The sequence below is a fragment of the Sedimentibacter hydroxybenzoicus DSM 7310 genome, assembly GCF_013403245.1.
GTDB classification, from domain to species: Bacteria; Bacillota; Clostridia; order Tissierellales; family Sedimentibacteraceae; genus Sedimentibacter; species Sedimentibacter hydroxybenzoicus.
In genome coordinates, this window is sequence record NZ_JACBNQ010000041.1 from 1 (window position 1) to 12,520 (window position 12,520).

A 12,520-nucleotide genomic window follows, 5' to 3' on the forward strand; every position below is an offset into this window, starting at 1 on the left:
TGCCCAGATAGCTCAGTCGGTAGAGCAGGAGACTGAAAATCTCCGTGTCCGTGGTTCGATTCCGCGTTTGGGCATTAAAAAATGACAAAGACAGAGGGACGCTTCACTTGTCCGAATGGACATGGCGAAGCGTCCCTCTGTCTTTGTCATTTGGTAAATACATTATTTAAAATATGGATTATAATATTTAATACATTATTATTAAATATACTATTATTAAATTTAATAGGTATGAGATTTTTTTTAATTCCTTCGATTGCACTATAAGCTTTTACATTGTAATCCGTATTATCAATAAAATAAAATTCGCTGATTTTATTATCTGAATAAAACCCCAAAGGTATTTTAATTTCAATTTTTGAAGTTCTATTATTAATGTTTATATTAAAATTCATGCTGCTGTGAACATAGTCTGTTTTACAGCCTGTAGTTATGTTATATTTGCAGATCAGAGTATCTTTTCTTATAGTAACATCATCGTTTACTACATATGCAATAAAATCATTAAAAAACAAGACAGTATCATAAAGATCTGTTATTCGATTAAATAGCACAGGAAGATTATATACATCCTCGTAGTTGTGTTGAAGTATAAGATATGAAAATTCCTTTCTTGGTTCTATACGAAATGCCTCGTACAATGTAATTATATCCTTGCCGCTTAAGGTATCATTTCTATTTATATTAAAATAACTTTCAATTGTTTTAAGCTTCAAATCGCTTGTCCCAATCTTGTTTTTAAATTGTCTGATTAAGGAATATAAATCTATTTTGCTGAAATTATTGAAATTAAAATTAATATTATAACTTTGCAGCTTATATTCCAAAAATGGTAAGTCAAAGCTATTTCCGTTGTAGGTTATTATATATTTTTTAGTTTTAATTAAATCCTTAAGATATTTAAGAGCTTCTTGCTCGTCTATTTTATACTCACAGAATATTTGATATATTTTATAGTTTCCTTCTTCATGCAATAATATTGTTATAGAAATTATGCTTGAATAAACACGTGATAAGCCGGTTGACTCTATATCAATAAAAAAGGCTTCTTTAAATAAGTTATTTAAATCTGATTTAATGTCTTTGTATTTTACTTCATTGGTCTTTATTATCATTTTTTCTCCTGATATACTTGTACAAAACTCTTTATTTATCACCTAATTTTTGGTAAAATAATATGAGGTGTGTTGTGTATATAATAATTTCTTTGTTTTTTGCTTATGCAATGGGAGTAATATCATATGAATTCGGTTTTTACGGCTATATGTTTATAGCAGTATTTGTTTTGCTTTTTTTTAACTCCTGTCGCACTAAAAAATATATATTCAATTTTGTTATTATTACCTTTTTAATTTTATCATTTATTAATTGTTATTACAATTCTATTTCAAAATTAACGCAGCATATTGATGCAAATATAGAAATAACAGCTAAAATAAAAGACAAGAATATATCCAAATCCAACTACTTTAGCTATAATGCGTCCGTGATAAGTATAAACAATACAATTTTATCTGACAATGAAAATACAATAATATATATTGATAAAAAATACGATGTTGGAGAAAACAGTATTATAAAAGGAAATGTCAATGTTGCTGATGTTAATATGAGCAGAAATAGATTGTTATTCAATTATAAAAATTATTTGCGGTCTAAGAAAATAAGCGCTGTAGTTTTTGCAGAAGGCAATGTAACAACAATCAAAGAAGATTACTCTTACTTTAACAAGATATCTTATAATTTTAATAATTATGCCGAACAGACGTTTTATAATTCGATGAGTAAAAGCAATGCAGATATAATTCTATCTATTTTATTGGGTAACGTGGATTATTTGGATGAAAATTTTTATGACAATGTAAAAACAATGGGATTGGCTCACATTTTCGCTGTATCAGGAACTCATATTGTTCTTTTGTATGGGTTTCTGTTGATAGTGCTTAAATATTGCGGGTTAAGCAGAAGAATAAGATTGATTATTACTTGGATAATAATATGGCTTTATGGATTTTTAATTGGTTTTCCAATTTCAGTAATGAGGACACTCGTTATGTTTACCCTGCTGTTCGGAGCAGAAATTTTTTACAAAAAGTACAGCTCGTTAAACGCCATTGGATTAGCTGCTCTTATATTAACTATATACAACCCATTCTGGATATTTGATGCGGGATTTTTATTATCGTTTTCTGCAGCATTAAGCATAATAGTATGCAATAAATATATTTTAAAAAATGTTCAGACGAAAAATACCATTATAAGGCTAATATATTTATATTTATTCCTTATGCTGTTTACGTTGCCGGTTATAGCTTATTTTTTTAATTATGTTCCTGTTATGGGAGTTATATATAATATGCTTTTATTGCCGATTTTCACGGTATTAATGATCTATGGGTTTATACTTTTAATATTTAACGGTACGGTTCCTTTCTTATTGATAATTCCATTCAGGATTTTTGACTATCTTTTATACGGCTTAAGGTATGCCGTGAATTTTACGGAGAAATTCGGCTTTAACGGATTTACTATACAAACTATGTCCATTTCCTTAATAGTTTTCTTCTATATTATGATTATTTTCATGATATACGTATATAACCATAATAATTCATTGACAAAGAAAAGTGGTATGTATACTTTAATTGTCATGTATACAGTTACATTTATGACACCTTCAAATAACTTCCTTTATATAAACGTAGCAGATGCGGGGCAGGGGTTATTCACACACGTTAAATACAAAGCTACCGACTTAATAATAGACTGCGGAAGCTCTAATAATAGAAATTTTGGTCAATATACTGTGCTGCCTTATTTTATTAAAAGAGGGATTGATCAAATTGACGGCGTGTTTATCAGTCATTGGGATAGTGACCATTATTCCGGCTTAAACGACCTTTTAAACAGTAAAATAAAGGCGAGTAATATATTTGCTCCAATTGACAACGATGAAATAAATAAAGATATAAGCATATTAAATAAGGGGATGAGTTACAGGATAGATGATAAATTAAATATTGATATTTTATGGCCTGAAAAAGACATTACATCAGATAAAACAAATAATACTTCACTGGTTATGCTGATTAATTATAATAATAAAAAAATTTTATTTACCGGCGATATAGAAAAAGAAGTAGAAAACATTATTATCAACGATATTCCTGATATTGACATTTTGCTGGTACCTCACCACGGCAGCTCAACATCTTCGTCTGACGAATTTGTATATAAAAGTAACCCCGAAATTGCAGTTTTCAGCTACGGTAAAAATAAGTACGGTATACCGCACAAAGAAGTAATAGAAAGATATAAAAATGAAAAAAGCTTAATTCTATCAACCTATGACCATGGTGAAATTAATTTTGTTTTAAAAGGCGATAAAATATATTATAATACTTATACGGGTGCAAGATCTGAAGGATATTATGAGTTGTATTTTTTAGGTTTTACAACAAAATTAACGGTATTTTGTATACTTTTAATATACATATTTAAATATAAGGGAGAAGATTATGAGCTACAAAATTATTTCTGATACGATCAAAAAATCAAGAATACCAAACTTTGTTCTCATTTTTGGAACAGAAGATTATTTAATAGATACAGCAGTGAAAAATATAAAGAAAAAATATATCGATGAAAATTATGAAAGTATGAATTATAAAGAATTTGAAAAAATAGAGAACAATTTTTCGGACTTCTATGAATTTGTCACTACATATCCTTTTATATCTGAAAAAAAGCTTTGTGTAATAAGGGAAGCAAATTTTTTAACATCTACAGGAAGCTTAAATAAAGCTGAAGAAGAACAGTTTAATAAAATTTTAGATGAAGGCTCTGATTCTTGTATAAAGGTATTCTTATTGAAGGATAAGAAACCTGATTCAAGGAAAAAAATTGTTAAGAAATTTAAAGACAACAATGCAATTTTTGAAATAAATAAATTGAATGAGCAGGAGCTGTCCAAATATATTTCAGATAAATTTAAGAGTAACAATTTAAATATTAATTTAAGTCTTGCTAATTATATAGCCAATAATTCAGGATATTTAGAATATGAAAGCACTGTTAATCTTTATCATATTAACAATGAAATAGATAAAATATCTTCCTTTAAAATGGGATATAATGATGTATTAATGGAGGACGTTGATAATTTATTGATTAAGTCGTCGGAAAGCAATGTCTTTAAGCTTATTGATAATATATGTGACGGCAATAAAGAGCAGGCATTCGGAATATTGAATGATATGCTTTTAAACAATACTCCCGAGCAGGTCATAATTCATATGATAATACGGCAGTACAGAATGCTTTACCAATACGTTATTTTAAGTAATAAAGGCTATAGCTTCAATGAGATAATGAGTAAGATGAAATTGAAAAGCTTCGTAGCCAATAAGCTTTCGAAGCAAACAAGGAGCTTAAAGTCGGAAAAAATAGAATATTATTTAGAAAAAATTCTTGAAATTGATAAGAAGATAAAGACCGGGGAAATTGAAAGCCGTATAGGACTTGAATTGATTACAAATGGGGTAATAGGTATGGGGACACACCTTTAAAGATAGAAATCCTAAGAGGTCAGTCTTTAAAGGAATGTCCCCGATATATGGCATAAGCAGTCAAAACAATGGGAGTGTGAAAAAAACTCTGAAAAATAGGGTTAGGGCATAAAAAAAACCGGTGAAGCCGGTTATTTTTGTTTCGCCTAAGCTACTTTATTTAATTTAAGAGTTAATCTGCTAACCTTTCTTGCTGCTGCATTCTTATGAATAGTATTCTTTGCAGCTGCCTGGTATAATTTTTTCTCGCACATTACCAATAATTCCTTAGCAAGATCATAATTTCCTTCAGTTATCGCTTTTTCAAATTTCTTTATATATGTTTTGATTTCAGATTTTCTGCTCTTATTTACTTCAGTTTTTTTATTTATAACTAAAATTCTTTTCTTTGCAGATTTAATATTTGCCAAAGTATTCACCTCCTTAGTATTCTATTATAGACCATTAATTATTTTAGCACATAATTATCATTATTTCAACATTTTTGACAGCAAATCAATTATACAGTCAAATTATATAAAAATCAAGTAAAAAGAATAAAAAAAATTAAAAAATCAATAATAAATTTAATATTAAAATATGGAGGTCACAATGTTTTATAGAACAGACTTAGCTTATGAAGCTAATGAATCATTAGCCCAAAAGGCAGAAGGCGTTATTTTAAAAACCGAAAATTTTAAACATGGTGAAGTGGTAAAGCTTGAAATAACTGATGAGACGGCAGAAAAAGCAGTAGGCAAAAAAAGAGGTAAATATATAACGTATGAAACAGGAAATTTAAAAAATTTAAGTAAGGAGTCAAGAGAAGAAGTTATTGACATACTGTGTAATGCAATAAAGGAAGTTTCCAGCCTGCAAAGAGATAGAATTTTAGTTGTTGGCTTGGGAAACAGAAACATAACAGCGGATGCCTTGGGGCCTAAGACGTTAGATAAAATTAAGGTTACTCGCCAATTTTTTAAGGCATATAACAAGGATTTTGATGAGGACTTCAACGAAGTGTCAATATTGGAGCCGGGAGTTTTAGGAACTACAGGAATAGAAACGATTAATACTATCGTTGGTGTAGTTGAAAAAATTCAACCTACATTATTAATAATAATTGATGCACTTGCTTCAAGAAAGATGAGACGTCTTTGCTCGGTTGTGCAAATTACTGATGCCGGAATTGAGCCGGGCTCAGGAATAGGAAATATGCAAGGCTCGTTGAATGAAGAAACCTTGGGGGTTAAGGTTGTAGCAATAGGTATTCCTACGGTAGTTGACACAGCAACCATAGTAAATGACACTATTGAAGCAATGGAGGAAGCGTTAAAAGATAAGACAGATGATACAGGAAGCATAATGGGAATATTAGGTGATTTAGAATATGAAGAAAAGCATATGTTTATAAAGGAAATATTAAGTCCAATGTATGGTGAATCTATTGTAACACCAAGTTCTGTAGATGAGCTTATGGATAATTTATCGGATATGCTTGCGTTATCTATCAATAAAGCTGTTCATCCCGGATTTGAATCGTAATATAATTGTAAAAAATAACAGTATTATTCAGGAAACAATACACATATAAATTAATATATTACTTTTTAAATAATAAATTACTATTAAGAAAATATGTGGAGTTGGATCATGAAAAGAAAAAGAAGAAATAAGGGTGGAACAAGATTTTACATGATGATGTCAATTATATGCCTGACTGTACTTTTTATTGGATACAGTTATGTTTATAATTTGTCGGAGAAAAGAAAGTCGGGGCAGGATATTACTACTATATCTATTCTCTACAATGAGGGCAGCGATGAAAGTAAGACAAGTGCCATAGACAAAATTATGTCCTACTTTAATATATTTTTAGAAAAAACATTCAAAGAAAAAGAGAGCTCAAATAAATTAATAGAAAGCGTTGATAAATCTAACACGGAAGTTTTTAAAAAAATAGAAAGTAATGAAACAGAAGAAAAAGACTTAGAAATATACAACGAAAGAGAAGAAAAAAAACCTATAACAAATACACCGTTATTTATATCAAGCAATCGACATGAAAACTTTTTTAAGATTATAGAATCATCACCGGCTTCAAGAAGCAGCGCCCCAAGAAATATAATAATTGACGCTGCTTCTGTTAATGAAAAGCTTAATGTTGTGATATTCCATACTCATGCAACAGAAGCATATTTTCCTCATGTTGAAGGTAATTACAGATCTCATGATGAAACTTACAATGTAATGGGTGTGGGCAACAAAATAACGAGTAATTTGAAAAGCCTGGGAATTGATGTTAATCATTTAAAGGATTATAATGATTATCCTGATTATAATTCATCTTATGCCAATTCAAGCTATGCGGTAAGCCAGGTATTGTCTAATAGCAAGAAAAATGTACTTATAGATATACATAGAGATGGTGCAGAAGAAAATTCAAGTTATGAACAGTTTTTATCGAGAGTGAAAACAACAATAATAAACGATAAAACCGCAGCAACATGCACATTGGTAGTAGGTGATAAAAACGGAAATTCGGAAGAGCTTAAAAAAAATGCTCAGCTGCTTTTTAATATATCGGAACAAATGTACCCCGGATTGTTCAGAGATGTAATAGTAAGACCCGGTGCATACTTCAATCAGTATTATTCTGATTATGCATTATTGCTTGAGGTAGGCAGCACTCTGAATCACATAGATGAAGTCAATTATACTATTGAATTATTAACAAATATTATGGTTGAATATATTGACGAAATAGCTAATACTAATTAGGGCATTCGCAATGAATTCTCAATGTTTGCGACCAAAGGGAGCTGAAACATTGGTGAATGAGACTGGGAATCTCAGGTTTTAAAAATGAGATTCCTCGCTTCACTCGGGATAACAAAAACAAAGGTTGCCACTATTCCTGAGAATACAGGATGTTTAGCATAAATAATGCTTTTATATTTATATAAATTTTGATATAATACCCTATATCCGTAAAATTAGGGAGGTTGCGTTTTTTTGGACAGAAGAAAATATATAAGAAACTTTTCGATAATTGCTCATATAGATCATGGAAAATCAACATTGGCAGACAGATTAATAGAAAACACAGGGCTTCTTTCGCATCGTGAAATGCAGGAACAGGTTTTGGACAACATGGATTTGGAAAGGGAAAGAGGAATAACCATTAAGCTTCAAACCATGAGCTTATTATACAAAGCTCAGGACGGTCATGAATATACTCTTAATCTTATAGATACTCCAGGTCATGTGGATTTTAACTACGAGGTGTCAAGAAGCCTGGCTGCCTGCGAAGGAGCCGTATTGGTTGTAGACGCTTCACAGGGGATAGAAGCACAGACTTTGGCGAATGTTTACCTTGCATTGGATCAGGATTTAGAAATTGTACCGGTTATAAATAAAATAGACCTGCCCAGCGCAAGACCGGAAGAAATAAAAAAGGAAATAGAAGATGTAATAGGTCTTGATTGTGAAAATGCACCTCTTATTTCTGCCAAGGACAATATAAATATTGATCAGGTTCTTGAAGCAATAGTTAAACAAATACCTGCTCCTTCCGGAGAAGAGGATGCACCTTTAAAAGCACTGGTGTTCGATTCTTATTATGACAGTTACAGAGGTGTTGTGGCTTTTATAAGAATAAAAGAAGGTCAAGTAAAAAAAGGCGACAGAATTAAAATGATGTCGACAGGTAAGAGCTTTGATGTTACTGAAGTAGGCGTTATTTCTCCTACTCAGAAGCCGGTAGCCGCATTGTATTCAGGCGATGTGGGTTATTTGTGTGCAAGTATGAAGGAAGTTAAAAGCTGCCGCGTAGGAGATACCATAACAAGTGATTCAAACCCTGCTAAGGAGCCCCTCCCGGGTTACAAAAAGGTTACATCAATGGTGTATTGCGGTATTTATCCTGCTGAAGGTGAGGAATACAACTCAGTTCGTGATGCATTGGAGAAGCTTCAGGTTAATGACGCTTCCCTGACCTTTGAGCCGGAAACATCTATTGCTTTAGGATTTGGCTTCAGATGCGGTTTCCTAGGTTTATTGCACATGGAAATCATACAGGAGAGACTTGAAAGAGAATTTGATTTAAATATTATTGCAACGACTCCGAGTGTTATTTACAATGTTTATAAAACAAACGGTGAAATGATAATTTTACAAAATCCTACAAACATGCCTCCTGTACAGGAAATAGATTATATGGAGGAGCCTATTGTAAATGCTTCAATAATGACACCTACTGAATATGTGGGAGCAATAATGGAGCTTTGTCAAAATAGAAGGGGAACATTTGAAAATATGGAGTATATGGAAGCAACAAGGGTAATATTACATTATAAGCTTCCGTTGAATGAAGTAATATATGATTTTTTTGACGCATTAAAATCAAGAACCAGAGGATACGCTTCGTTAGATTATGAACTGCATGGATATGTGCGCTCAGAGCTTGTAAAAATGGATATTCTTATAAATGCTGAATTGGTGGATGCATTTTCCATAATAGTTCATGAAGACAAGGCTTACGAAAGAGGAAGATCAATTGTAGAAAGATTGAAGGATGTAATTCCGAGACATTTATTTGCAGTACCCTTGCAAGCGGCGGTAGGAGGCAAAATTATCGCCAGAGAAACCGTTAAAGCGCTTAGAAAGGATGTCTTGGCAAAATGCTACGGCGGAGATATAACAAGAAAGAAAAAGCTTCTTGAGAAACAAAAGGAAGGCAAGAAGCGTATGAGGCAAATAGGCAGCGTGGAAGTTCCACAGGAAGCGTTCTTAGCCGTATTAAAGTTTGATGAAGATTAAGAGGTGATAATATGAAAAAAGGTTTAATAATATTAATAGCTGTTTTAGTAATCGCAGGTATAGTTGTTATGAGCACATTTGGAAGTTACAATTCATTGGTCGCAATGGATGAAGAAGTAAACAACCAATGGGCAAATGTTGAAAGTAAGCTTCAATTAAGATTTGATTTGATACCAAATTTAGTTGAAACCGTTAAGGGTGCAATGGCTCATGAGCAGGAAGTTTTCACGGCAATCGCCGATGCGAGAGCGAGATTGGCAGGTGCAGGCTCTACCGATGAAAAGGTGCAGGCATCTAATGAATTGGAAGGTGCATTATCAAGATTATTGGTTGTGGTAGAAAACTACCCTGAGCTTAAGTCCAATCAAAATGTTACAGCATTAATGGATACTCTTGCAGGAACTGAAAACAGAATATCAGTGGAAAGGGACAGATATAATGGAGTAGTAAGCAAGTATAATTCTGCTATCAGAAGCTTTCCTAAAAATATAATGGCGGGAATGTTCGGATTTGAAACGAGACCGTATTTTGAAGCGTCTCCGGGGGCTGATGTAGCACCAAAAGTAAACTTTGATTAAGGAGTGATACTGTGAATAAAAATCGGTTAGCCGTTATGCTCACAGCATTATTGATAATAACATCAACTGTTGCATACGGACTTAACATTGATTTACCTGAGCCCACAAGAGAATTTTATATAAATGACTTTGCCGGTTTAATGAATGATGAGTCAAAAAACAATATATTGAAGATTAATCTCAACTATGAAAATACGGAGGAGAAACCTCAGATAGTTGTTGTCACCGTAAAAAGTATGCAGGGCTTAGATGAAAATACATATTCGGTAAAGCTCTTTGAAGAATGGGAAATAGGAAATAAGGGTTACGATAACGGCGTACTTCTGTTATTGGCATTAGAGGAAAGAAGAATTAAAATTGAGGTTGGATACGGCTTGGAAGGTGCTATAACGGATTCTGAATCCGGTCGTATATTGGATGAATCCTTGGATTATCTCTCAGAAGGAGATTATTCAACCGGTCTGGAAAATATATTTTATAATTTAGCTATAGAAGTAAATAATGAATATGGTTATAATAATGAAGATATATTTGGAGATATAAAAGTAGAAAATCCTTATGAAGAAAGCTCTTCCAATTATGGTTCACTATTCAGGTTAATAGCGTTAATTGTTATAATCATAATAATTAACGGATTTGGAGGAGGTAGGGGAAGAAGACGCAGAAGCGTTTTTATGCCTTATTTTATGCCAAGATTCACTAACTTCGGAAGTGGAACTCACATAGGCGGCTTTGGCGGTCGTTCCGGAGGCGGAGGCTTCGGCGGAGGAAGTTTTGGAGGCGGAGGCCGTTCAGGCGGAGGCGGTGCAGGGCGCGGCTTTTGACGATGGATTTGCACTAGATTAGCGATTGATAAAGAACCTGTAATGAGAGTGCTTAGTCGCACAATACAGGTTCTTTATTGTTTTTTTCCATTGATTATCAACTGCCTATTCATTGCCCATCAACCGCTTATCGATCGTTAAGAAATTTTGCCTAAAAAAATAATTTCATCTGTTTCGGAGTTTATTATAGAAAGTCCGTTTTCTTCCCAGTTTGAAGAACCAAGATATCCCAATCTGTCATCCCAGGCATCATCGTACTCTTCTTTTGGAACCTTTTCTCCATCCACATAGTATTCAATTGTAGATTCAATTAATTTAAAGCCTTCCTGCGATATAAAATCATTTTCATCATAATCGTAATCATCATAATCGTCGTAATCCTCGTCATTGAAATAATCAACATTTGCTTCTGAATCTGTATATAGATAACCGTAATTAATAAGATTATAAAGGCATTCATACATTTCGTCCATGCACTCATTGTTGCTGTATGATTCAGCCAATTGATTAAAAAAATCCATTATTTCCTGACTTTTTACTTCATATGTAACCTTATCCTTTGTATAAAGCATTTCTTTCCAATCACCGCTTTCATTTGTTATAGTTATTTTCATTGCCAATCCCCCTAATAATAAATATTATTTGTAATATATATTATGAATTTTATAAATTAGGATAATTATTTTAGAATTTTTATAAAAATATTTGGCAATGAACTTTAACACTAAGCGAAATTCAATAAAATTTTAGATGCTATAATTTGATTATTTCACTATTATGGCTTATTTCGATTATATTTGTTGATGTATTTGTCATGTGATTTTTAAAATCTGAAGCAGTTTTAAAATTATCCCAGAAATGCATTGGAATAAATACCTTGGGTTGAAGTTTTTCTATGAAATATTCACCTCCGCATTTATAATTCTGTTCCAACCTTCCGTCAACCGGGAAAAAGGCAACATCTATTTTTACATTTAATTTTATAATATCTTCAATAATTGTTTTAAAAGCATCTTCCATTTCCTTTTCTTCCTCTTCAGTATCATCGGGCCATTTCCACCAATTCAAATCTCCGGCGTGAAATATATGAGTTCCTTCATCATCGATTAAGAAGCTGACACCCTCATCGGTTGAACCAAAGGTATTGATTGTTAAATTGTTAATTTTATTTTCTGTATTTTGCTTCGCAACATATATATTATCAATGTTATTATAAAGCTTTATGTCACTGCTTAGTATGTAGTATGTATTTGATTTTTCTTCAGCAAAAGAAAAAATACTTTGATTAAAATGATCCTGATGGCTGTGTGAAGCAAAAACATAAAGCGGCTTGGGGCTCTTTATAATTTGTTTTAAAAGCTTGTTAAAATCAAAATTTTCTTGTTTATCTTGCTTATTCTTAAAATAATCAAACATAAAAAACGAATTGTCTGTTTCAACAATAAAACAACTGTGATATACATAATATATTTTCATAATAAGCTCCTTTTTATTTATTTTGATATTATCATATCATAAATTATTCATGTGAAAAAGCGGAATAATAATTTTTAATAAAGAAAAAATATATATGTGTTGTTATTCCAAAAATATACTACCGCAGGGAGTATATATTTTTGTGAATGAGACTGAGGAATCAAGGTTTTAATATTTAAAATTAGGCAAATTCAGTACACGACAAACGCATGAGTTAAGAAAAAGTAACAAATAAAGAAAAAGCTTTTTTTGGTTGGCAAAAACAGGTATAATC

11 protein-coding genes and 1 tRNA gene are annotated in these 12,520 nt (G+C 31.9%); 8 read left to right on the plus strand and 4 right to left on the minus strand.

Annotated features, from left to right (window positions below):
• Position 1 precedes the first annotated feature (1 nt).
• Positions 2 to 74 (plus strand) — tRNA-Phe (locus HZF24_RS18185).
• Between the two features lie 72 nt (positions 75 to 146).
• Here the strand turns inward: HZF24_RS18185 and HZF24_RS18190 are convergent.
• Entirely contained in the window at positions 147 to 1,115 is a 969-nt protein-coding gene (locus tag HZF24_RS18190) for a ribonuclease H-like domain-containing protein (RefSeq protein ID WP_179239800.1), read from the minus strand.
• Between the two features lie 74 nt (positions 1,116 to 1,189).
• Between HZF24_RS18190 and HZF24_RS18195 the strand changes: the two genes are divergently transcribed.
• Positions 1,190 to 3,541 carry a DNA internalization-related competence protein ComEC/Rec2 gene (locus tag HZF24_RS18195; RefSeq protein ID WP_179239801.1) on the plus strand — a complete coding sequence of 784 codons (2,352 nt, stop codon included), beginning with the start codon at positions 1,190 to 1,192 and terminating at the stop codon, positions 3,539 to 3,541.
• Positions 3,519 to 4,568: a DNA polymerase III subunit delta gene (gene holA, locus HZF24_RS18200; RefSeq protein ID WP_179239802.1), complete on the plus strand. Its 1,050-nt coding sequence runs from the start codon at positions 3,519 to 3,521 to the stop codon at positions 4,566 to 4,568. The genes HZF24_RS18195 and holA overlap by 23 nt, the downstream gene beginning before the upstream one ends.
• Before the next feature lie 146 nt (positions 4,569 to 4,714).
• Here the strand turns inward: holA and rpsT are convergent, their stop codons facing one another.
• A complete protein-coding gene (gene rpsT, locus HZF24_RS18205) occupies positions 4,715 to 4,978 on the minus strand; it encodes a 30S ribosomal protein S20 (protein WP_179239803.1) in 264 nt (87 codons plus the stop codon).
• A gap of 181 nt (positions 4,979 to 5,159) precedes the next feature.
• Between rpsT and gpr the strand changes: the two genes are divergently transcribed.
• The 5 genes from gpr (at position 5,160) to HZF24_RS18230 (ending at position 10,770) form a co-directional block, all read left to right on the plus strand.
• On the plus strand, positions 5,160 to 6,092 hold the full coding sequence (gpr, locus tag HZF24_RS18210; RefSeq protein WP_179239804.1) for a GPR endopeptidase: 933 nt from the start codon (positions 5,160 to 5,162) through the stop codon (positions 6,090 to 6,092).
• 108 nt (positions 6,093 to 6,200) lie between these two features.
• Positions 6,201 to 7,328 (plus strand): stage II sporulation protein P, encoded by a 1,128-nt coding sequence (spoIIP, locus tag HZF24_RS18215; protein WP_179239805.1) that lies wholly within the window; start codon positions 6,201 to 6,203, stop codon positions 7,326 to 7,328.
• Between the two features lie 234 nt (positions 7,329 to 7,562).
• Positions 7,563 to 9,368, plus strand: coding sequence for a translation elongation factor 4 (gene lepA, locus HZF24_RS18220; protein WP_179239806.1), 1,806 nt, complete (start codon positions 7,563 to 7,565; stop codon positions 9,366 to 9,368).
• 11 nt (positions 9,369 to 9,379) lie between these two features.
• Complete coding sequence (locus HZF24_RS18225; protein ID WP_179239807.1) at positions 9,380 to 9,946, plus strand: LemA family protein; 567 nt, start codon at positions 9,380 to 9,382, stop codon at positions 9,944 to 9,946.
• An 11-nt stretch (positions 9,947 to 9,957) separates the two neighbouring features.
• A complete protein-coding gene (locus HZF24_RS18230) occupies positions 9,958 to 10,770 on the plus strand; it encodes a TPM domain-containing protein (protein ID WP_322790758.1) in 813 nt (270 codons plus the stop codon).
• A 137-nt stretch (positions 10,771 to 10,907) separates the two neighbouring features.
• Here the strand turns inward: HZF24_RS18230 and HZF24_RS18235 are convergent, their stop codons facing one another.
• Positions 10,908 to 11,384 carry a hypothetical protein gene (locus tag HZF24_RS18235; RefSeq protein WP_179239808.1) on the minus strand — a complete coding sequence of 159 codons (477 nt, stop codon included), beginning with the start codon at positions 11,382 to 11,384 and terminating at the stop codon, positions 10,908 to 10,910.
• Between the two features lie 139 nt (positions 11,385 to 11,523).
• Positions 11,524 to 12,246, minus strand: a complete 723-nt coding sequence (locus HZF24_RS18240; RefSeq protein WP_179239809.1) for an MBL fold metallo-hydrolase — start codon at positions 12,244 to 12,246, stop codon at positions 11,524 to 11,526.
• Positions 12,247 to 12,520: the final 274 nt, after the last annotated feature.

Excerpts from the sequence above, each read along its gene's own strand:
- HZF24_RS18190 (WP_179239800.1), bottom strand. The coding sequence starts at position 1,115 with ATGATAATAAAGACCAATGAAGTAAAATACAAAGACATTAAATCAGAT.
- holA (WP_179239802.1), top strand. The coding sequence starts at position 3,519 with ATGAGCTACAAAATTATTTCTGATACGATCAAAAAATCAAGAATACCA.
- gpr (WP_179239804.1), top strand. The coding sequence starts at position 5,160 with ATGTTTTATAGAACAGACTTAGCTTATGAAGCTAATGAATCATTAGCC.
- spoIIP (WP_179239805.1), top strand. The coding sequence starts at position 6,201 with ATGAAAAGAAAAAGAAGAAATAAGGGTGGAACAAGATTTTACATGATG.
- HZF24_RS18225 (WP_179239807.1), top strand. The coding sequence starts at position 9,380 with ATGAAAAAAGGTTTAATAATATTAATAGCTGTTTTAGTAATCGCAGGT.
- HZF24_RS18235 (WP_179239808.1), bottom strand. The coding sequence starts at position 11,384 with ATGAAAATAACTATAACAAATGAAAGCGGTGATTGGAAAGAAATGCTT.
- HZF24_RS18240 (WP_179239809.1), bottom strand. The coding sequence starts at position 12,246 with ATGAAAATATATTATGTATATCACAGTTGTTTTATTGTTGAAACAGAC.